The following is a 20,715-nucleotide window of genomic DNA, read 5'->3' as shown; positions in this document are numbered from 1 at the left end:
AGTATCTCAGCGGGCCGCCGGCTCCTTGGGCCGGGTCCGGGCCGCGCGGACGAACGGCAGGTCCCGGTCGGCCACGCGGGCCAGCGGGCCCGCGGCGCGGAGTACGACGTCGAGGACGGCGTCGGGCTCGGCCGCGTAGCAGTGCGCGAACCACGGCATGTTGGCCTCGACGACCGCCCAGCCGCCGTCGGTGAGCCGGCCGACGTCGACGCACACGGCGCTGGGCAGCCCGTCGGCCGTGGCTTCGAGCACCTCGCGGGCGAAGGCTCGGGCGGGCGCGTCCAGCGGTGCGGGATCGGGGCGCCCGTACACGGCGTAGCGGCTGCCGGCGGCGACGGCCCCGTCGAGCACGAACAGCCTGTACTCGGCCGCGAACTCCACGACGCCGCTGACGAGTACCGGGGTGGCCGCGTCGAGGGCGGCCGGCAGTGCGCTGCCGTCCTCGTACACCGCGGCCGGGAGCCGGTCGATCTTGGCGGAGGGCGGTTTGACGAAAGCGGGGTCCCGCAGGGACCGGGCTTCGGCGAGCGTCGTGAGGCGCACGGAGCGCCGCAGGAGAGGAGGCGGCACCGTCGCCAGCCAGTCGTCGGCGGGTTCGAGGAGCCCGAGGCCGAGCCGGCCGGCGAGGACGTCGGCGGCGAGCGGGCCTCCGTACCAGTACGTCTCGCGGCCCTCGGCCCGCTCGGCGTGGGCGACGACGTCGTGTCCGCGCCACGCCGCCGCCTGCGCGAGGAGTTCCGCCGTGGTGGTGCGGGGCGGGTTCACGAGCAGGGTGGGCGCGGCGCGGTCATCCATGCCGGCGAGCGTACAAGGGGACCGCGGGGGGCCGCTCGGACCATGGGGCCGGGGGGCCAAGTCGCGCGCCGGGCGGCCGGGCGCTCCTTCTGCCCGTCCACCACGCCCCGTTCCAGGAGGCGTCATCGGGTCCTGGGTCACCTCATGCCCGCGCGTTCCTCGCGCGCGAGGAGCCGGCGGATACCGTATCCGCGGATCCTCAGCCTCCTCACCGCATGTTCACCGTTGCCTCATGCCACTGCGGAACGGAACGTGACACGGTGGACACGTAGGGCAGTCGGCAAGGGCAACTCGGAGGGGATCCCATGCACCTCGTACGACAGAAGACGGTTCGGTCGGTGACACCCGCACGGCGCCGGTCGGCGACGGTGGCGGCGGCTCTCACGGCGGCCTCCGCCATGGCGCTGGTGACCGCTGCGCCGGCGAGCGCCGAGGTCAAGGCCACGTGCGGAACCTACATCTGCGTGGCCACCGCGTACCAGGGGCGTGACTACGTCCAGGACATCACCGTCACCACCAGGGACGGGCTGCCCGGGACACTGCGGGCCTTCGTCGGCGACTACCGGAACAGCAAGGCCGGCGTTTCGCAGGCCCGGTTCGTGGTCAACCGCGAGTTCAGGGCGTACCCGCGGCTGGCGATCTGCGGTGGTCTGGATCGCAGTGGCAGGGTGATCGAGAACCACTGCGTCCTGATCCCCTGACGGGTCCCGGTGGGGGCGGCGCTGCGCCGTGCGGCGCCGTCCCGCCCGGCCGCCGGGCTGGGAAGATGGCCGCATGGAACGTGTGACGGGAATCGGTGGTTACTTCATGCGGGCGGCCGATCCGGCGGCCCTGAACGCCTGGTATCGCGAGTGCTTGGGCCTGGACGCCGATGAGCACGGCCTGTGGCGGCAGGGAGCCGGACCCACGGTGTTCGCGACGTTCGAGTCCGGGACCGACTACTTCGGGTCCGGCGCCCAGCAGACCATGCTCAACTTCCGGGTCCGCGATCTGGACGCGATGCTCGCGCAATTGCGTGCCAAGGGCGCGGACGTGGCCGAGGAGACGCAGGACATGGAGGGTGTGGGCCGGTTCGGCTGGGTCACCGATCCCGAGGGCAACCGGGTCGAGTTGTGGGAGCCCGCCCAGGATCCGGCCTAGGGTCCCTCCCCGGGTCCGCCCGGTTCGCTCCGGGTCCCGCCCCGGGTCCCGCCCCGGGGCTCGCGGCCCCGGGTGCCCGGCGGGGCGGGCGGGCGCATGCTGGTGGGAGGGGGCGCCGGGGGCTGTGGACGGGACGGGTTCATGGGCGTGGGCAACGTGGGATCCGGCTCGCCCCGCCGGCGGCTGTTCTCGGGCCGGGACCGGGCGGTCATCGCCGCAGCCTCGCTGTCGATGCTCCTCGTCCAGATGGACTGGTTCGCCCTCAACCTGATGCTGCCCGTGATCGCCCGGGACTTCTCCACACCGACCACCGATCTGCAGTGGCTGGTCAGCGGCTACATGCTGACCCTGGGCGCGCTGATGATCACGGGCGGCAGGGCGGCCGACGTCCACGGACGCCGCACCGTCATCGTCTGGGGCCTGGTCGGCTTCGCCATGGTGTCCGTCGTGTGCGCCGCCGCGCAGAACGAGGTCTGGCTGGTCGTGGGCCGGGTGGTGCAGGGGGCCACGGCCGCGATGGTCTTCCCCGTCGCCGTGGCGGTCGTCACCGCCTACTTCCGCGACGACCGGCAGGGCCGCGCGGTGGGTACGGTGCTGGCCTTCAGCGCGATCGGCACCGCACTCGGTCCGTTCGTGGGCGGCGCATTCGCCGAGCACGTCAGCTGGCGGGCGGTGTTCCTGCTGAACGTGCCCTTCTGCGCGGTCGCGGCCCTCCTGATGCTGCGGTTCGTCACCGACACCCGCGACGAGGAGGCCGGTCACGGCCTGGACCTGCCGGGAGCCGTCACCGTGGCGGCCGGTCTCAGCGCCATCATGATCGCGGTCGACCAGGGCGGCCACTGGGGCTGGGCCTCCGCGGCGACGCTGGCCTGCCTCGCCGCCGGAGCGCTCCTGCTGGTCCTGTTCGTGCTGATCGAGCGCCGCACTCCCGAGCCGCTGCTGGACCTGTCCCTGCTGCGCAACAGGCCGTTCGTGACGGTCACCCTGGCCGGCTCCGTGTCCAACATCGTGTACTGCCTGGTGGCGGTCCTCTCCGCGCTCTACCTCCAGCAGGCCCGCGGCCTCTCCCCGCTGGAGGCGGGGCTGGTCTTCCTCGCCCTGTCCGTCGGCGCCGGGGCGGCCAGCTACTGGTCCGGCCACCTCGCCCAGCGCCGTCGGCCGGAAACGCTGATGGCGGGCGGGATGCTGCTGAGCGGCGTGGGCCTCCTGGTGCTGACCTGGACGGAACCTCTCGCGCTGTACACGGCCGTCTTCGCGGTCGTGGGTTTCGGAATCGGCCTCGGCTGGGCGCTGACGAACGTGGCCACCCAGTCGTACGTCCCTGCGAGCCGCCTCGCCGCTGCCTCCGGACTGGTGCTGACGTCGCTGGTCCTCCTGGGCGCGATGGCCGTGGCGGTGGCGGCGACCGTTCTGGAGGTCCTGAGCGGCTCGGAACAGCAGGCGGCGTCGGACGGACCGGCCATCGAGAGCGTGCTGCGCGTCGCGGCGCTCCTCTCGCTCGCGGGCGCGGCCGGCCTGCTCCCGCTGATCCGCAGGCAGCGGGCGCCGGGCACCGCCCCGACCGTCAACCTGCCCTCGCTCTGACGCCCCACCGAACGCCCGTTACAAACCCTGAACCCATTCGGCTCAGAGCGGGTCGGGCGCACGCCGGGGCGGGCGTCGACGAAGGAAGGCTCCGTCTCCAAGCCTCCCACGGCCTGCATCGCGCGCCCCCGCGATCCGCGTCAGCACGGCCTTGACAGGTGCCCGATACAAGCAAGAGTCACGGGTATGTCTGCATTGGGCAACACGACCCGTGTTGGTGGCGTTTGGTGGTGGTTGGGGGGCCAGAGTGTGCCTCCTCGGCAAGACGCCGGGAACTGTTCGGACCCCACCCGCCTTCACGGCCGGGGAGGGCCGCTGTCAGCTGAAGGGGTCATCTCCATGTCTGCTTCTCTCGCCACCCGCCGGGTCGTCTCCGCGTTCCTGGCCGCAGGCGCCCTGGTCGCCGCCGCCGCCCTGCCGGCGGCCGCCGCCGACAACCACGGGCGCGACCACCGGGGCGCGCAGTCCTCGATCGTCATCGGCGACGTCCAGTACGACAGCCCCGGTCGCAACGACCGCTCCGCCCGCGCCCTGAACGGGGAGTGGGTCGAGGTGAAGAACACCGGCCGCCACAGCGTCAACCTGCGCGGCTTCACCCTCACGGACCGTCAGGGCAACCGCTACCAGTTCAAGGACTTCCGCCTGGACGGCCGCTCCAGCGTCAAGGTCCACACCGGCCAGGGCCGTGACACCCGCCACGACGTCTACCAGGACCGCCACCACCAGGTGTGGGACGAGCGCGACAGCGCCACGCTCCGCGACAACCGCGGCAACGTCCTCGACTCCGACTCCTGGGACGGCCGCCGCCACCACCGCAACGGCTGAGCCGTCCCGCCCCTGACGGGGTGACCGGGACGGCGGCACACCGAAGACCGTGTGGACCGCCGGCCCGCCACGAGCGGCGTGCCGCGGCCGTCCGGCCGCGGCACGCCGCTCAAGCCTGTGCGGAGGCCGACGGGCTCACGCTCGGCTTCGGCGTGTTCTGGCCGCGCTGCGGCAGCAGGGCCTTGCAGGTCTCGAAGGCCTGAGCCGACTGCGGGTCGGAGGTGGGGAAACCCCTCGCGCCCGGCGCGTTCGGGGTGGCCGACGGCAGCGCCACGCCGTGGTCCTTGAGGCAGCTGGTGAACGCCTTCATGGCGCTGCCGTCGCCGCCACCGGGGCCGCCGCCGCGCCCGTTGAACTGCGGGCGCAGATCCGCGCACGCCCGGGCCGCCTCGTTGCGCTGCGGGTCGGCCGACGCCCTGCGCCCAGGGCCTCCCGACGCGCCGCCCCAGCCGCCGGCACCGGGCCCTCGCGTGCTGGTCGGGCGCGGAGCCGTCGTGACACCGTGCTGGGCCAGGCACTGGCGGTACGCGTCCATGGCCTTCGCGTCCGGTGACGGCGCCGCCGAGGCGGAGGTGGCGGCGGAGGCCGCCGCATTCGCGGCGCCCGCGCCGGATGAGCAGCCCGCGAGCAGCAGCCCGCACGCCGCGAGGGCCACGGCGGTCAGCGCGGCGGTCGGCCGGGGCGTGGTCCAGGGCATGTCCGTCGTCTCCTCGGGGCGTCGGCGGCCGACGGCACGGGCGCGTCGGCGACCGCGACTGAACCGTACGGAGATGGGGGCGACCCGACTGTCCCCTGGGAGTTTCCTGACCGTGCGCGGGTCCCCTCGCCCCGGGGGTGGACGGAGTGCGGGCAGTACGCACCGGATCGGGCGCTATGCCCGCTCCGGCGGGGCGGGGCGTTCCCAGGGAACTCCCAGGAAGCTCCCAGAGCCCCCAAAGTGCGGGTGGCCAGGATCCCGCCCATGAAGGTGCTCCCACGGCGGCGCAGGGCCGTCCTGATCAACTCGGTGCTCTCGGTGGCGGTCCTCGCGGGCGCCGGCGGCGCGTACGCGGCGGTGACCAGTGGCGACGGCGGTCCGGCGCGCGGCGGCGCGCGGACCGTCGCGGTCACCAAGGGCACCGTCCTCGCGACCGTGTCCGGCTCGGGGTCACTGAGCTCGCCGAGCGATGCCGGGGTGAACTTCACCACCGGCGGGCGGCTCACCGAGGTCGACGTCAAGCCGGGAGACAAGGTCACCAAGGGACAGCTGCTCGGGAAGGTCGATGCGACCGCCGCGACGGAGACGCTCGCCCAGGCCCGGGCCGCGCTGACAGCGGCCCAGGCGAACGCCACCAAGGCCGAGTCCGGTCAGACGAGTTCGGCCTCGGGCAGCGGATCGTCGTCGACGCGGGGCGGTACCGCGCCGGACCCGACGCCGACCGTGGACCCGGTCCAGGTGGCCCAGGCCCGCGCCCAGCTCACCCAGGCGCAGAACGCCGTGGACGCCGCGCAGCGCGCCGTCGACGGGACCGTACTGCACGCACCGGCGGCCGGAACGGTCGCATCCGTCTCTGCGAAGGTGGGCGACGCGGTCTCCGGTACGAACGGCAGCGGCGCCACGGGCGGCGGCAGCGGCGGTTCCGGCGCCAACTCCGCCTCCGCCAACGCCGCTTCCCCGGCCTCCCTCTCCGGGTTCGTGGTCCTCACCAACCCGTCCGGCATGCAGGTGACGGCGAACTTCTCGGAGGCCGACGCCCTCAAGCTGAAGCCGGGCCAGCCCGCCACGGTCACGCTCAACGCGATGGCGGGCAAGGTCCTCAACGCGCAGGTCCTGTCAGTCAGTTCCCTGCCCACCGGCAGCGGCTCCTCCTCCGGCGGCGGCAACTCGGGCGGCGGGAGCGCCGTGCAGTACGCGGCCGCCCTCACCGTCACGAGCCCCACCGACGACCTGCGCAGCGGTCTCAGCGCCGCGATCCAGGTCGTCGTCGGCGAGGCGTCCGGCGCCCTCTCGGTTCCGACCGCCGCCGTGTCCGGGACCGGTGCGAACCGTACCGTCACCGTGGTCAAGGGGGACGGCACCACCGTCCGGACGCCGGTCACCGTCGGCCTCGAAGGCGACAGCACCGAGCAGATCCTCAGCGGGCTGACCGAGGGCGAGCAGGTGCAGTTGGCCGCGGTGTCCTCGACCGGCAACGGGGGCTTCCCTTCCGGCGCCTTCCCCGGTGGCGCCGGAGCGGGCGCCGCCCGCAACCGCGGGACCGGCGGTGGCGGCCTCCGCACCGGCGGGGGCGGGGGTGGGCGCGGATGACGCCGCCGGTGATCGAGGTGCGCGCGCTGTTCAAGACGTACGGCCACGGCGAGTCCGCCGTACGTGCGCTCGGCGGGCCGCGCGATCCCGCCACGGGCCGCCGACCCGGTATCGAACTCCTCGTGGAACAAGGCGACTTCGTCGCCGTCATGGGCAGCTCGGGTTCGGGCAAGTCGACGCTGATGAACATCCTCGGCTGCCTGGACGTCCCCACGTCGGGCCGCTACCTCCTGGACGGGATCGACGTGGGCGGCCTGGACGAGCACCAGCTCTCGCTGGTCCGCAACCGCAAGATCGGCTTCGTCTTCCAGTCCTTCAACCTGGTGCCCCGCACCAGCGCCGTCGCCCAGGTGGAACTGCCGCTGGCGTACGCCGGGGTGAAGGCCGCGGAGCGGCGCCGGCGCGCGGTGGCCGCGCTCACCCTGGTGGGCCTGGCCGACCGTTTGGACCACCGGCCCAACGAACTCTCCGGCGGCCAGCAGCAGCGCGTGGCCGTGGCCCGCGCCCTCGTCACCGCGCCCGCGATGCTGCTCGCCGACGAACCGACCGGGAATCTGGACAGCCACAGCACCGAGGAGGTCTTGGCCCTCGTGGACAGGCTCAACGCCTCGGGCCGTACCGTCGTCCTGATCACGCACGAGGACGAGGTGGCCCGGCACGCCAAGCGGGTGCTGCGCCTGGTGGACGGGCAGATCGTCGAGGACGTCCGGCAGGCGCCCGTCGGCGGTCCCCCTCCCGCGATGTCCGAGTCGGCGGCGCACGCCGTGGCCGGAGGGCTGCGGTGAACCCGCTCCAGACGCTGCGCTTCGCCCTGGGCGGCCTCGCGGCGAACAAGGTGCGCTCCGCGCTGACGATGCTGGGGGTGCTGATCGGCGTCGCGGCGGTGATCCTGCTCCTGGCCGTGGGCAACGGCTCTTCGCAGGCAGTGAAGGACTCCATCGAGAAGCTCGGCACCAACGCCCTGACCGTCTCCTCCGGCAGCGGCTTCGGAGGCTCGCGCTCCGGCTCCGCCACCGCGAGCGGCACGAAGCCGCTGACCGTCGAGGACGCGCGGGCGCTCGCCGACCCCTCGGCGGCGCCGCACGTCGAGTCGGTCGCGCCCGAGGTCACCACTTCGCAGAGCGCCCTCTACGAGGGCTCCTCGCACACGGTCGGCCAGGTCGTCGGCACGTACCCGGCGTACTTCAAGGCCTCGAACAGCAAGGTGGCCAAGGGCGACTACTTCAGCGGCGACGACGTGCTGGCGTCCCGGAAGGTCGCCGTCATCGGCTCGACGACCGCCGCCGACCTGTTCGGCACCGCCGATCCGGTCGGCAGGAAGATGGTGCTCGGCGGTACGCCGTTCACCGTCGTCGGGGTCCTCGCCGCCAAGGGCGGCACCGGTTTCCAGGACCCGGACGACGTGGTGGTCGCGCCGCTGCCCACCGTGCAGAACGCCTTCACCGGCTTCGGCTCGGTCAGCCAGGTCCTCGTCGAGGCCACGTCCGCGGACGCGACGGCCGCGGCGCAGAGCGAGATCACCACCGTCCTGATGGGGCGGCACGGCATCAAGGACCCGGCCGCCCTCGACTTCCGGGTGTCCAGCCAGGCATCGCTGCTGACCACCCAGGCGTCGACGAACAAGACGTTCACCGTGCTGCTGGGCGCGGTGGCCGCGATCTCCCTGCTGGTCGGAGGCATCGGGATCACCAACATCATGCTGGTCACGGTGACGGAGCGGACCCGTGAGATCGGCATCCGCAAGGCGATCGGGGCGCCCCGGGGCGTCATCCTCGGCCAGTTCCTCGCCGAGTCGACCCTGCTCTCGCTGATCGGCGGCGGGCTCGGCGTCGCGGCCGGGCTGATCGGCTCGCACTTCACCATCGTCGGCATCAAGCCGGTCGTCATACCGGAGTCGGTCGTCGGCGCCTTCGCCATCGCGGTGCTGATCGGGCTGTTCTTCGGCGGGTACCCGGCCAACCGGGCCGCGAGCCTGCGGCCCATCGAAGCACTGCGGCACGAGTGAGCCGACACACGCGGGAACAGGGAGAAGCTGACATGGCACGACGCCGCACAGAACTGGAGAAGCAGCCCGCGGCCGGCGGCGACCGGTACGCGCCGTTCGCCGAGGTGTTCACCTCATCGGCTGCCGGGGAGGACTTCCCGGAGGAGCTGATCGTGGAACACCCCGCCGCGCAGGGCCCCGGCGGCGATCCCGAGGGGATCCTTTCCGAACCCCCGGACACCCGGGACGTCTCGGCGGAGCTCGCCGCCCCGCCCCGGCCGCGGCTGCCCTGGCTGACCCTGCTCCTCTCGGGCGGGGTGGTGGCCGGACTCGCGTTCACCGGGGGCGCCCTGGTCGAGAAGAGCCACCTCCAGGGCTCGCCCGGGGCCGGATCCGGAGGCCGGAACTTCGCGGCCGGGGCGGGCGGCCAAGGACGTACCGGCTCCGCCCAGGCGGGCAACGGGGCCACCGGCCAGGGGCAGGGAGCCACCGGACGGGGCCGCGCCGGAACCGGAGCCGGGACCGGAAGCGGGACCGGAAGCGGGCAGAGCGGCCCTCGGCAGGGCTTCGGCGGAGCGACGGGCGGCCCGGGCGCCGGGGCCGGCGTGACCACCGGTACGGTGAAGCTCGTCGACGGCACCACCCTCTACGTCACCGACGTCCAGGGCAACGTCGTCAAAGTCACCACCGACACCAACACCCAGATCACCCAGGCCAAGAGCGGCAAGGTGTCCGACCTCCAGCCGGGTCAGACCGTCACCGTGCGCGGCAGCCAGACCCCCGCCGGCGATGTCGCCGCGACGACCGTCGCCCAGGGCGGCGCGGGCGGATTCGCAGGCGGCGGATTCACAGGCGCAGGCGGCGGCCGGGGCTGAGCACGAGAGGGAGGACCCCATGGACACGGTCACGCCGCCCGGGGCGAGCCTGCTCGTCGTCGACGACGAGCCGAACATCCGGGAGCTGCTCTCCGCCTCGCTGCGGTTCGTCGGCTTCCGGGTCACCTCGGCGGCGAACGGCGCCGACGCCCTGGCGGCGGTCGCCGAGGAGCGGCCCGACCTGGTGGTGCTCGACGTGATGCTGCCCGACATCAGCGGATTCGCCGTCGTACGCCGTCTGCGCGAGGCGGTCGGCGCCGGCAGCGGATCCGGGGCCGACCACCTGCCGGTGCTGTTCCTCACCGCGAAGGACGGCGTGGACGACAAGATCAGCGGCCTCACGGCCGGCGGCGACGACTACGTCACCAAGCCCTTCAGCCTGGAGGAGCTGATCGCCCGGATCCGCGCGATCCTGCGCCGCACCGGCGCCCCGACGGGTGAGGGCCGCCTGGTCGCGGGCGACCTCGAACTGGATCCGGTGGGCCACCAGGTGCTGCGCGGCGGCCGGCCCGTCTCCCTCTCCCCCACCGAGTTCAAACTGCTCGCGTACCTGATGACCCATGCCGATCGCGTCGTCTCCAAGATGCAGATCCTGGAGCACGTGTGGGCGTACGACTTCGGCGGCGACCTCAGCATCGTCGAGTCGTACATCTCGTACGTGCGCCGCAAGGTGGACTCGGGCGCGGACGGCGCCGTCAAACTCATCCACACCGTGCGCGGCGTCGGGTACGTCCTGCGCCGCCCGCAGAGCTGATGGCGCTGCGGCTCGCGGGCCTCTCGCTGCGCTCCCGGCTCGTGCTGCTCTCGATCGCGCTGGTCGCGCTCGGGCTGGCCGTCAGCGACACCGTCGTCCTCGGCTCGGTGCGCGCGCAGTTGGTGGGGCGGGTGGACCAGCAGCTCGAACGGTACGGGGACTCGGTGGCGTACCGGGTCCGGGCCGAGGGCACCCCGCAGTCGCACCTCGGGCGGCCGGGCGGCGGGCCGGGCCGGGCCTGGCTGCCGAGCCAGTACGTGGTGGCGTTCGCCGACGCCGACGGCAGGGTGTCCGACCAGTTCCGGGAGCCCGTCTCGGCCGGTGATCCGGGCCCGCTGTGGCCTGCGATGGACGGAGCGCAGCTGCGGGCCAGGCTCGGGCGGGCGTTCGAGGTCCCCAGCGACCACGGCGACGGCACCTGGTGGGTGCTGATCGTGCCCGTGGGCAGCGCCGATCCGACCCTGCCCGCCGGGGTCGTGGTGGCGGCCCCGCTGGACGACGTCTCCTCCACCCTGGACCACCTGGCCACCGCCTTCGAGCTCATCGGCGTCGTGGTGTCGGTGCTGCTCGCCGCTGCCGGCTGGTTCGCGGTAGGGGCCGGGCTGCGCCCGCTGCGGCGGATCGAGGAGACCGCGGCGGAGATCTCGGCCGGGCGACCGCTCTCGTACCGGATGCCGGACGCCTCACCGCATACCGAGACCGGTCGGCTGACCAGCGCGCTCAACGGCATGCTCGCGCAGATCGAGTCGGCGTTCGCGGTCCGCGCCGCATCGGAGGAGCAGATGCGGCGCTTCGTCGCCGACGCCAGTCACGAGCTCCGTACGCCGCTGGCCGGTATCCGGGGCTTCGCGGAGCTGTACCGGATGGGCGCGCTCGCCGACGAGGCGGACGTGAAGCGGACGATGGCCCGCATCGAGAGCGAGGCGGTGCGGCTCGGCGGTCTGGTCGAGGACCTGCTGACCCTGGTCCGGATGGACGAGCAGCGCCCCCTGGAGCTGGCCCCGATGGACCTGCGCACCCTCGCCGTGGACGCGCTGCACGACACCCGGGCGCTGGACCCGACGCGCGAGGTGACGCTGACCGGTCCGGGCGGCGTCGGCCCGCCCGGTCCGGCACCGGTGTGCGGCGACGAGGCGCGGCTGCGCCAGGTGATCGCCAACCTGGTCGGCAACGCCGTCGCGCACACGCCGGCGGGTTCGCCGGTGCGCATCGGGGTGGGGAGTGCGGGCGGCGGCGAGGTGATCGAGGTGGCCGACTCCGGTCCGGGCCTCACCCCGGAGCAGGCGGCCCGGGTCTTCGAGAGGTTCTACCGGGTGGACGCCTCCCGGAGCCGGCAGGCGGGCGGCGGGGCGGGGCTCGGCCTGGCGATCGCCTCGGCGCTCGTACGGGCCCACGGCGGCGGTCTGGAACTGGAGACCACGCCGGGCAGCGGAGCCCTCTTCCGCGTCCGCCTGGAGTCCGCCGCCCACTGACGCCAGGTCTGATTCGGACCGCGTCGGGCCGCTTCGGCTACTTCAGGCCGATCTCCTCGCAGGCGGCCCTGTACCTGTCGGTGCAGATCTCGGCGATGGTGTAGACACCGTCCTCGACCACGGTCGACCGGACGTTGCTCTTGGTCAGCGCGACGCCCGGGACGAGCACGGACGGCACGCCCTTGGTGGTCGGGCTGTCGACGATCTGGTTGATCAGGCCGTCGATCTTCTCGCCCTGGGCGAGGGCGACGGCCATCTCCGCGGCGGCTGCGGCCTCGGGGGCGTAGCGCTTGTAGACGGTCATGTACTGCTCGCCCGCCACGATCCGCTGCACGCCGGCGAGTTCGGCGTCCTGGCCGGTGACCGGCGGAAGGGCGGAGACTCCGGCGGCCTTGAGGGCGGAGATGATGCCGCCCGCCATGCCGTCGTTGGCGGAGTAGACGCCGATGATCTTGCCCTTGCCCAGCGCGGAGAGCGCGGCCGCCATGTTGCTGTTGGCGTTCTCGGGCTTCCAGTCGACGGTGTCGTACTCCTTGCCGATGGCCACCTTGCCGTCCAGGACGAAGTGCGCACCGGACTTGAAGCCCTTGGCGTTGGGGTCGGTGACCGAGCCGTTCATCATGACGATCTGGCCGGAGCCGGCCTTGTCGCCGAGCGCCTCCAGCAGGGCCTTGCCCTGGACCTTGCCCACGTCTTCGTTGTCGAAGGAGGTGTAGGCGTCGATCGGGCCTTCGGCGAGGCGGTCGTAGGCGATGACCGGAATACCGGCGTCCTTGGCCTTCTTGACCGAGCCGGCAATGGCCTTCGCGTCCACCGCGTCGATGATGAGGACATTCACCTTACGGGTGATCATCGCCTCGACCTGGGCGTTCTGGGCGGCCGCATCCTGCTTGGCATTGGCGTAGACCACTTGGCCCTTACCGCGCGTGAATTTGGCGATTTCCTTCTCGATCAGCGGCTTGTCGAACTTCTCGTAGCGCGCGGTCTGGTCCTCCGGCAGCAGGAGGCCGACCTTGATGGCCTCGCTCTTGGCGGAGTCGCCGGACCCGGCGCCCTCCGTACTGCCGCAGGCGGTGAGCGAGGCGGATACCGCAGCAGCGGTGACAGCTACGACGACCCGACCGAGATGCGTGTTCACGACGTAAACCTCCATGAGCAGGCCGTGTCCGTGCGGCCGAGATAGACGCAGTCAACTCGGCGCCGACGCCTCCGTCAAGAAGTGAATTGTTAACGTGATGGCAACGTTGCCATCACGCTCCGCATCGACGTAATTCGGTGATTAGCACGCCTTTTCTGCACGATTGACACTGCTGCGAGAGTTCAAGTCATGAAGTGGTACCGGCGGAAAGGCCCGGCGTTCCGAGGAGGCGCCGACGGCGAGCCGTCGACGCCTCCCGTCGTGAATGTCCTCAGTCGCCGGCGGGTCGGCGCACCGGCTCGCGGCGCATCGCCCAGAGGGTCGGGCCGCCGCCCGGGAGTTGGACCTCGCCGAGCACGGTGAACCCGAAGTGCTCGTAGAAGGGGAGGTTGGCCGGCTTGGAGGATTCCAGGTAGACCGGAAGACCGGCCGCGTCGGCCTTGGCGAGGCCCGAGCGCAGGAGGGCGGCTCCGTGGCCCCGGCCCTGGGCGGCGGGATCCGCGCCGACCACGGCCAGATACCAGTGCGGCTCCTGGGGCCCCTCTCCGGCGGCCGCCTCCGCGGCCCGCCGGAACAGGGGAGCCCGGTCGCCCAGGATTTCCGAGAGCTCCTCGATGGTCTCGGCGTCGGGCACGGCCTTGTCCTGCGCGCCCGGCGGAACCCAGAAGGCGGCTGCCGCGTCGGTGTACTCGCAGACGCCGTGGCGCACGTACTGCCGGGTGAAGATCGTGCTGAAGTACCGGCCCAGCCCCGTTTCGCGCGAGGCCTCGTCGGGGAAGAACCAGCGCATCATCGGGTCGTCGTCGAACGCGAGGGCCAGGGTGAGGCCGATCCGTGACGCGTCGTCAATCGTCGCCGTTTTCGGCGTGTTTGTCATCGACATACGGGTCATTCTGCACCCGATGATCTTCGACGCCGGAGCCAGGGCCGGGTGCGCCGCCGGGGCTGCCGGGTTCAGCGGTTGCGGGTCAGGGCCTCCGGGGCGCCCGCCGACTGGGCGCCTTCCGATTCGAGCGTCAGCCGGTCCGCCGACTCCAGCGTCAGCACGTACAGGTTGCCCTGGGGGCAGTCGAAGGAGGCCGCCCGGTCGGTCGGGTGGCTGGTCACCGCCGCGAAGACCGCGGTGTTCCCCTTGATCTGCTGGAGTTTGAGGGCCTCGGTGCAGCCCAGATCACGCCCGGAGGAGACCTCCTTGACGTCACTGACCTGCTTGCCGACGATCTCACCCGCGGCCCCGGCGTTCAGCGTGACCGTGACCGCGAACTCACCCGTCCTCGCCCGGGTGATCCCGTCGGCGTTCGGCGTCCCGGGCCCGGTGCCGGACCACGTGCCGACCCACGCCTGCGGCAAGGACCCGGCCGTGGGCGCTGCGGAGGACGACGGCGCGGGCGAGGACCCGGACGGTGGGTGCGAGGCGGCGGAAGATCCGCCTCGGCGGCCGTCATCGCCGTTCGGCAGCACGATCGCGAGCGTGACGGCCACCGCGAGTGCAGCGGCACCGGCGGCCACCCCGATGACCAGGCGCCGCCCGGAGGCCCACCCGGACCCGCTCGCCGGGGCTGCGGGGGCGAACGGCGGGGGCGGGGGAACCGGCGTCGCTGCGCCGGTCCCCGGGACTGCGGCCGGGACTGGGGCCGGGGCTGCCGGGGCTCCCGTAGGCGGCGGCGACGCGGTCAGCAGTCGCCGGAGCTCGGCCTCCCGGCGGCCGGCTTCCGCGACCAGGGCCGGCGGCGCCGCCGCGCTCCAGTCCCCCTCCGCCGCCGCGCCGAGCCGAGCCCGGACGTCCTCTGCCGCCGGCCGCGCGGCCGGGTCCTTGGCCAGGCAGTCCCGTACCAGCGCGAGGAGCGGTTCCGGCACACCGTCCAGCACGGGCTCGTCGTGCACGATCCGGTAGAGGAGCGCGGGCAGCGACAGCTCCTCGCCGCCCGTCAGGAAGGGACCGCGCCCGGTCGCCGCGTACACGAGGACCGCGGCCAGCGAGAACACGTCGGCCGGCGCCTGTGCCACGGCGCCGATCGCCTGCTCCGGCGCGAGGAAGCCGGGCGTGCCGATGACCGCGCCCGTCTGCGTATGGCGGGGGTCGCGTACGGCGCGGGCGATCCCGAAGTCGATGAGGTAGGGCCGCTCGGGACCGAGCAGCACGTTCGCCGGCTTGATGTCGCGGTGTACGACGCCCGCCGCCCCTACGGTGACCAGCGCGGCCGACAGCTCCCGGGCCAGGCACCACAGGGCCGGTTCCGGCAGCGGCCCGGCGCGGCGGACCCAGTCGCCGAGCGACGGCGCGGCGATGTACTCCGTCGCCAGCCACTGCGGCAGCACCCCCGGCGGGCTGAAGTCCACCACCGAGACCGTCCACGGGCCGCGTACGCGGTCGTTGGTGCGTATCTCACGGGCGAACCGTTCGGCGAAGTCCGGCTCCAGGCTCAGCTCCCGGTGCACGGTCTTGAGGGCCAGCGGTCGGCCGGACGGCGTCCGGGCCAGGAACACCTCGCCCATGCCACCCTCGCCGAGCCGCGCGAGCAGGCGGTACCCGCCGATCTCCGGCAGGTCACCAGGCCGCAAAGACTCCACCGACTCCCCCGTCCCCCACGAACGTCGTACCGGTCCGCGGCGAACGGACCGTCCGGTGGGTCAACTTATCGGACGAGTCCCTGCCGCGAGCGGTGTCCGGTCGGCCCGGCGGCCACCGGACACCGCTCGCGGGGTCAGGAGATGGTGATGAACTTCGCGATGCTCGGGACGCCTTGGGCGTCGAGGGCGAAGAGCATGTAGTTGCCCGGCAGCACCACTCCGGTGTCCGCCGGTACGGACACCGTGTACGCGCCGGTTCCCGTGGCGGTGGAGACGAGGGGGACCCGCCGCTGGTCGTTGTCCGTGGAGTGGGTCGCGGCTGCGGCCCGCATCAGGACGAAGGACGCCACCGGGGCCTGGGTGCTCACCGTCAGCGACGCGCCGGGGGCCGCCCTGGAGGGGACGCCACCGGTGATGGCGGGACGGGGCTTCGGCGATCCGTCCGCGTTGAGCAGGTACGGCGGTGTGAAGACGGCTCCGTCGGCGTGGTTGGTCGCGCAGTCGCCGCACAGGCCGCCGCCGCCCGAGAAGATCCGCCCGTCCGGCAACAGGTTGGCCACGCTGTGGTAGTTGCGCGGGATGGCCATGGTGGCGAGCGGGGTGAAGCGGCCGGTCGCCGGATCCCACAGCTCGGGCGCCAGCACCGACGTCGCGTCGCTGAAGGGCACCGGATAGGCCTGTCCGCCGAAGACGGCCACCTTGCCGTCGGGCAGGACGACGCTGTTGCTGAAGGCGCGGGCGTGCTCCATGTCCCCGGTACGGGCGGCCTGCACCTCCTGGCCCCCCGAGACGTTCACGGTGTAGGCGCGCCGGGTGGCCGGGGTCTTCTCGTAGGCGGGCGAGCCGCCGAGGGTGAGCAGTTTCCCGATGTCGTACGCGACGGCGTTGCCGGTCATGGCGTCCTGGCTGTCGGCCCGGGTCCCGGCGGCCGTGATGCCGCCCCGGCCGGTGGTGGAGATCCAGTTCATCTGCCTGCTCGGGCCCAGCTGCAGTACCTTGCCGCCCGAAGTGGCGTACAGCCACATGTGGTTGTCGGCCCGGTAGGGTCCGGCGGGGTCGGCGGTCAACGCCGGTACGGCCGAGACCCCGGGGAGCTGCCGCCACGTACGGGTGTCCGGCGACCAGGCTTCACCGGCCTTGTCGGTGCCCCCCGTTCCGCTCCAGGATCCGCCCAGGACGAAGGCCTCGCCGGTGGAGAGCAGGGTCATGGCCTGGTAGCCGCGGGCGATGTTCATGCTGGTGGTGGCGGACCACTCGTCGGTGGCCGGGTCGTAGATGCTCGCCTTTTCGGCGTTGCTCCCGCCGGTGACGAGCACGCGGCCGTCGGCCAGCATCGCTATGCCGGGACAGAACATGTCGTGGCCGGTGTTGTCGATGCGGCGCTGCGTGACCTTGCCGGTCTTCAGGTCCAGGATCGCGGTCTGGGTGTATCCGTTGCTGCCGCCGAAGCGGTCGACCGCGTACGCGGACCAGGCGAGCAGTTTGTCGCCGGGCAGGGCGGCCGTGGCGACGGGCACCAGGGGGAAGCCGGTTATCCGGTCCCAGGAGCCGTGGACGGCCGGGCTGGCCGGTCCGCTGAGGCGGATCTCCCCGGCCGAGGTCCACGGGCCGCGGGCCCCGGCCTCGGTGGTCACGGTCAGCCGTACGTAGCGCGCGGTCTCGGTACGGATGAAGGTGGCGGTCTTGACCGTGTCGTCGTCGCGCCAGGCGCCCGCGGCGACCGGCGTGCCGAAGGTCGTGCCGTCGGTGCTGGTGGTGACGGTGTAGGCACCGGCCCGGCCGTTGGCCCAGTCCAGGCGGGGGTGGTAGACGAGGGCGGAGACCGCCGCCGTGCGGTGCATGTCGATGGTGATGCTGTGCGGCAGGGGGGTGGGGGCACCCGACCACCTGCTGTGCCAGAGGGTGTTGGCGTTGCCGTCGAGCACGTTGGCCGCCCGGCCGTCCTCGCCGCCGGTCTCCTCGTCACTGGCCGTGGCCGTCCAGCCGGTCCGGGGGAGGTCGACGGTGGCGGCGGGCGTGCCGGGGTCGCCGAGCAGGTTGATCTCGGCGGCCGAGGTCCATGGGCCGCGGCCGCCGGCCTCGGTGACCGCGGTCAGCCGTACGAACCGGGCCCCTTGCGGGGCGAACCCGAGGGTCTTGGCACTGCCGTCGTCCGCGAGCGTGCCCGTGGCCACGGGGCTCGCCGCCGCCCAGTTCTGTCCGTCCGTGCTGACGCTGATGCCGTACTCGCCGATGCGGCCGTTGGCTCCGTCGGTGCGGGGGAGGTAGACGAGTGCCGAGACGACGACGGTGCGGTGCATGTCGATGGTGATGGCGTGGGGCAGCGGGGCGGGGGTGCCGGTCCATTTGCTGTGCCAGATGGTGCCGGTGTTGCCGTCGAGCACGTTGGCCGCGCGCCCGTTCTCACCGGTGGTCTCCTCGTCACCGGCCGTGGCGGTCCAGCCGGTCCGGTCGAGCACCGGAGCCGTGGGCTCCATGGCGTTCGCGGGCGCGACGCCGTGGTGCGGTGACTGCTGCGCGGTCTGCTGGTCGAAGGGAACGGGCGCGGGCCGCGGCCCGGGCGCCCGCCCGGCCGCCGCCGGACCGCCGGCCCCGAGCCATGGCATCAGACCGATCAGCAGTGAGCCGAGGCCGAAGGCTATGAGGAGATGGGAGCGGCGTAACGCGCGGGGAAAGGCGAGGAAGCGTCGCCTGTGCTGCAATCTGACCTCCTGGGGTGAACTGGCGCATACGCCACAGAACATAGGCCAGCGCGCTATGAACTCATCTGAAAGCAGCGAGAGTTGGCGCGAAGCCGCATAGCGGGTGCCAGGCGGGGGCGGTGGCCTGTTCGGCGGGAGGCCCGCTGAACGCGGCCCTGCACCTGGACCCGCCCGTCCGCCTCGACCCGGGTGCTGCCGCGGTGGTGGACGCCGCGGCCGTCTACGCCTCGGCCGACTCAAAAACGGCCCGCCTTCGCGGCGGCCCTGCGCGCCGCCGCGGCACAGCTCCGACAGCCCGTCGTGCGGGGCGGTTCGGCGTTCGCGAGGTTTTTTCGAAGAGGCACCCATCCATGGGCGTCCGCGCTCCGAAGTAGCAGCGAGCCCCTCCCCGGGAGCTCGCTTCACCCCCGTACGATCTGCGGTTCCCCTCCCGGGAGCCGCGGAACAGGAGCGAATGTGACAGCCAAGCGCACTGGTCGCCTCGTGGTACTCGCCGCCGGGCCCGCCGCCGTGTTCCTGACCCTCGGGCTGGCCTGCCCGGCTCTCGCCGCGGAGGGAGGGAAGGCGTACCAGATCGACCTCGCGCAGCTCAACGACTCCGGATCCCGGGGTACCGCCATGCTGAGCCTCAAGGGCAACCAGCTGACCGTGCAGATCCAGTCCGAGGGCATGGTGCCCGGCCAGCCCTCGGCCCAGCACCTGCACGGCTCGACCAAGGGGCACGACTTCACGTGCCCCGACGCCAGTGACGACACCGACCGCGACGGGGTCCTCAGCAACACCGAGGCCACCGTCGACTACGGCGACATCAACATCTCGCTCACCACCTCCGGAGACACCAAGCCGGCCAGCGGTCTCGCCGTGGACCGGATGCCCGTCGCCGACAAGCAGGGCAAGCTCTCGTACAAGCGGACGATCACGGTCGCGCAGGACGTGGTCGACCACATCAAGGACCTGCACATCGTGCAGCACGGTATCGACCGCAACCACAACGGCACGTACGACGTCCAGGGGGCCGGCAAGAGCGAGCTGGACCCGAAGCTGCCCCAGGAGGCGACGGCTCCGACCAACTGCGGAATGGTCATGGGCGCGTCGGTGGGTTCCCTGCCGGTCGGCGGCATCGAGACGGGCGGCGGTGTCGATGCGGGCGCCGGCGCGCCGCAGAGCGCGACCCTGCCGGCCGGGGCGGCCCTCGCCGTGTCCGCGGCGGCGGCCGGCGTGGTGTTCCTCGCACGGCGACGCGCCGCGTCGGCCCCGGTCCGTACGGAGACCAAGGGCGCCGCCGCATGAATGTCGGACGGACCCCCGCTCGGACCGTGCGCCGCGCCCTGGCCGCCGCCACCCTGACCCTCGCCACGCTCGTGCTCGCGGGATGCGCGGGCCAGGGGAGCCCCGCGGCGCCCGCCGCCCCGGCGCGGGCCGCCGCGGGAAGCGATCCGGCCCCGGCGGCATCCGCGAGCGGTCACCACGCTTCCCCGAAGGACGGGGCGCAGGCGCAGCCCGCCCTGGCCCGGTCGGAACCGCAGAAGATCGACATCCCGTCCCTCGGCCTCTCCAGCACCCTCGAGACCTTGCGCCAGAACCCCGACGGAACGATGCAGACCCCGAAGGACCCCGGCCTCGCGGGCTGGTACGAGCCGGGCCCCACGCCCGGTTCCCAGGGCCCGGCCGTGATCGCCGGCCACGTCACGTGGAACGGGGCGGCGGCCGTGTTCGAGAAGCTGAAGACGATGAAGGCCGGTGACACCATCAAGGTGGCCCGGCGCGACGCCAAGACGGCCACGTTCACGGTGGAACGCGTCGCCGAGTACCCGAAGGCCGACTTCCCCACCCTCGAGGTCTACAAGAACCTCGACTACGCAGGCCTCCGCCTGGTCACCTGCGGCGGCGACTTCGACCCGAAGAAGCACTACTACGACAGCAACGTGGTCGTCTTCGCCCGCATGACGGGCACCGCGTAGCCGGCGCATGGTGAACGGCCTCGCATACGCCGCGAAGGACGGCACGCCCCGTGTCGTCCCGATCGGCTTCTTCCGGCTGACGTCGGCGGACTGCCCGCCGCACCGCTCAGACGACGGGCTCTCCGATGCCCAGCAGGTTGCCCTCGCTGTCGCGGAACCAGGCGCCGCGTTCGCCCCGGGCTCCCTTGCTCGGGTAGTTCCCTTCGATCTCGGCGATCCCGCCCTCCGTACGGAACCCGGGAACGTCGACTTCTTCGAAGACCACCCCGCGCCGTCGCAGCTCCGACACGACCGCCTCGATGTCGTCGACCGTCAACGCCATCTGGGTGAAGGTGCCGGGCGAGGCCCCCGTCGACTCGAACAGCACGAACTCCGTGTCCCCGCACCGGTACAGCAGCCCGCCGGGCCGCTCGTCGACGGGCTCCAGACCGAGCCGCTCGGCGTAGAACCGCCGCGCCCGGTCCAGGTCCCGGGCCGGAAGGCGGGTCGCCACGCGTGCGCGGGCCAGGGTGTTCCGGTCGTCAGCGTCCATGCCTCCACTGTGCCGCGAGCCGTGGACGGCCGCGCCCCTCCCCCGCACCGGTGCCCCCGAATGGCCGCGTGGGCCGCGCTCGCGCACCCTGGAAG

At 72.9% G+C, this 20,715-nt stretch carries 19 protein-coding genes; 12 read left to right on the top strand and 7 right to left on the bottom strand.

The genetic code is table 11. The annotated features are described in order from the left end of the window. Positions 1 to 6: 6 nt before the first annotated feature. Positions 7 to 795 (bottom strand): ATP-grasp domain-containing protein, encoded by a 789-nt coding sequence (locus tag ACIBAD_RS32040; RefSeq protein ID WP_398910217.1) that lies wholly within the window; start codon positions 793 to 795, stop codon positions 7 to 9. Positions 796 to 1,100: 305 nt separating this feature from the next. Here ACIBAD_RS32040 and ACIBAD_RS32035 point away from each other — a divergent pair, with 305 nt between their 5' ends. The 4 genes from ACIBAD_RS32035 to ACIBAD_RS32020 all read left to right on the top strand — a co-directional run bounded on the left by ACIBAD_RS32035 (position 1,101) and on the right by ACIBAD_RS32020 (position 4,344). Then, the gene (locus tag ACIBAD_RS32035) at positions 1,101 to 1,496 is read left to right on the top strand and encodes a hypothetical protein (protein WP_134067864.1); all 396 of its coding nucleotides are present in this window, start codon (positions 1,101 to 1,103) and stop codon (positions 1,494 to 1,496) included. A gap of 73 nt (positions 1,497 to 1,569) precedes the next feature. Then, entirely contained in the window at positions 1,570 to 1,935 is a 366-nt protein-coding gene (locus ACIBAD_RS32030) for a VOC family protein (protein WP_134067865.1), read from the top strand. Between the two features lie 141 nt (positions 1,936 to 2,076). Beyond that, on the top strand, positions 2,077 to 3,519 hold the full coding sequence (locus tag ACIBAD_RS32025) for an MFS transporter (RefSeq protein ID WP_398910214.1): 1,443 nt from the start codon (positions 2,077 to 2,079) through the stop codon (positions 3,517 to 3,519). Positions 3,520 to 3,858: 339 nt separating this feature from the next. Beyond that, positions 3,859 to 4,344, top strand: a complete 486-nt coding sequence (locus ACIBAD_RS32020; protein ID WP_398910212.1) for a lamin tail domain-containing protein — start codon at positions 3,859 to 3,861, stop codon at positions 4,342 to 4,344. A 109-nt stretch (positions 4,345 to 4,453) separates the two neighbouring features. On the opposite strand, the gene ACIBAD_RS32015 is transcribed toward ACIBAD_RS32020, so the two are convergent. Then, positions 4,454 to 5,041 (bottom strand): hypothetical protein, encoded by a 588-nt coding sequence (locus tag ACIBAD_RS32015; RefSeq protein WP_398910210.1) that lies wholly within the window; start codon positions 5,039 to 5,041, stop codon positions 4,454 to 4,456. Between the two features lie 264 nt (positions 5,042 to 5,305). On the opposite strand from ACIBAD_RS32015, the gene ACIBAD_RS32010 reads away from it, so the two are divergent. The 6 genes from ACIBAD_RS32010 to ACIBAD_RS31985 are packed head-to-tail and all read left to right on the top strand — an operon-like array spanning position 5,306 to position 11,716. Continuing rightward, positions 5,306 to 6,631, top strand: coding sequence for an efflux RND transporter periplasmic adaptor subunit (locus ACIBAD_RS32010; RefSeq protein WP_398910208.1), 1,326 nt, complete (start codon positions 5,306 to 5,308; stop codon positions 6,629 to 6,631). Continuing rightward, a complete protein-coding gene (locus tag ACIBAD_RS32005) occupies positions 6,628 to 7,416 on the top strand; it encodes an ABC transporter ATP-binding protein (protein WP_398910206.1) in 789 nt (262 codons plus the stop codon). Before ACIBAD_RS32010 ends, ACIBAD_RS32005 begins: the two co-directional genes overlap by 4 nt. Next, on the top strand, positions 7,413 to 8,636 hold the full coding sequence (locus ACIBAD_RS32000; RefSeq protein ID WP_398910204.1) for an ABC transporter permease: 1,224 nt from the start codon (positions 7,413 to 7,415) through the stop codon (positions 8,634 to 8,636). Before ACIBAD_RS32005 ends, ACIBAD_RS32000 begins: the two co-directional genes overlap by 4 nt. 32 nt (positions 8,637 to 8,668) lie before the next feature. Continuing rightward, positions 8,669 to 9,490, top strand: a complete 822-nt coding sequence (locus ACIBAD_RS31995) for a hypothetical protein (RefSeq protein ID WP_398910202.1) — start codon at positions 8,669 to 8,671, stop codon at positions 9,488 to 9,490. Between the two features lie 19 nt (positions 9,491 to 9,509). Next, the gene (locus tag ACIBAD_RS31990) at positions 9,510 to 10,244 is read left to right on the top strand and encodes a response regulator transcription factor (protein WP_134067871.1); all 735 of its coding nucleotides are present in this window, start codon (positions 9,510 to 9,512) and stop codon (positions 10,242 to 10,244) included. Beyond that, positions 10,244 to 11,716 (top strand): sensor histidine kinase, encoded by a 1,473-nt coding sequence (locus ACIBAD_RS31985; RefSeq protein ID WP_398910199.1) that lies wholly within the window; start codon positions 10,244 to 10,246, stop codon positions 11,714 to 11,716. The genes ACIBAD_RS31990 and ACIBAD_RS31985 overlap by 1 nt, the downstream gene beginning before the upstream one ends. 37 nt (positions 11,717 to 11,753) lie before the next feature. Here ACIBAD_RS31985 and ACIBAD_RS31980 read toward each other — a convergent pair whose 3' ends face one another. The 4 genes from ACIBAD_RS31980 to ACIBAD_RS31965 all read right to left on the bottom strand — a co-directional run bounded on the left by ACIBAD_RS31980 (position 11,754) and on the right by ACIBAD_RS31965 (position 18,127). After that, complete coding sequence (locus ACIBAD_RS31980; protein ID WP_134067873.1) at positions 11,754 to 12,869, bottom strand: substrate-binding domain-containing protein; 1,116 nt, start codon at positions 12,867 to 12,869, stop codon at positions 11,754 to 11,756. Between the two features lie 256 nt (positions 12,870 to 13,125). Then, positions 13,126 to 13,746: a GNAT family N-acetyltransferase gene (locus ACIBAD_RS31975; RefSeq protein WP_398910197.1), complete on the bottom strand. Its 621-nt coding sequence runs from the start codon at positions 13,744 to 13,746 to the stop codon at positions 13,126 to 13,128. 62 nt (positions 13,747 to 13,808) lie between these two features. After that, the gene (locus tag ACIBAD_RS31970) at positions 13,809 to 15,425 is read right to left on the bottom strand and encodes a serine/threonine-protein kinase (RefSeq protein ID WP_398910195.1); all 1,617 of its coding nucleotides are present in this window, start codon (positions 15,423 to 15,425) and stop codon (positions 13,809 to 13,811) included. A gap of 134 nt (positions 15,426 to 15,559) precedes the next feature. Next, positions 15,560 to 18,127, bottom strand: a complete 2,568-nt coding sequence (locus tag ACIBAD_RS31965) for a discoidin domain-containing protein (protein WP_398910193.1) — start codon at positions 18,125 to 18,127, stop codon at positions 15,560 to 15,562. A 456-nt stretch (positions 18,128 to 18,583) separates the two neighbouring features. Here ACIBAD_RS31965 and ACIBAD_RS31960 point away from each other — a divergent pair, with 456 nt between their 5' ends. After that, positions 18,584 to 19,417 carry a hypothetical protein gene (locus ACIBAD_RS31960; protein ID WP_134067876.1) on the top strand — a complete coding sequence of 278 codons (834 nt, stop codon included), beginning with the start codon at positions 18,584 to 18,586 and terminating at the stop codon, positions 19,415 to 19,417. Continuing rightward, on the top strand, positions 19,414 to 20,088 hold the full coding sequence (locus ACIBAD_RS31955) for a class F sortase (RefSeq protein WP_398910190.1): 675 nt from the start codon (positions 19,414 to 19,416) through the stop codon (positions 20,086 to 20,088). Before ACIBAD_RS31960 ends, ACIBAD_RS31955 begins: the two co-directional genes overlap by 4 nt. A 106-nt stretch (positions 20,089 to 20,194) precedes the next feature. Here the strand turns inward: ACIBAD_RS31955 and ACIBAD_RS31950 are convergent, their stop codons facing one another. Further along, on the bottom strand, positions 20,195 to 20,620 hold the full coding sequence (locus tag ACIBAD_RS31950) for a VOC family protein (RefSeq protein ID WP_134067878.1): 426 nt from the start codon (positions 20,618 to 20,620) through the stop codon (positions 20,195 to 20,197). Between the last annotated feature and the right edge of the window lie 95 nt (positions 20,621 to 20,715).

The organism is Streptomyces sp. NPDC051109, from assembly GCF_044455885.1.
Taxonomy (GTDB): domain Bacteria; phylum Actinomycetota; class Actinomycetes; order Streptomycetales; family Streptomycetaceae; genus Streptomyces.
Note: the sequence above shows the minus strand (reverse complement) of the source record. Positions and strands in the feature narration are given on the sequence as shown.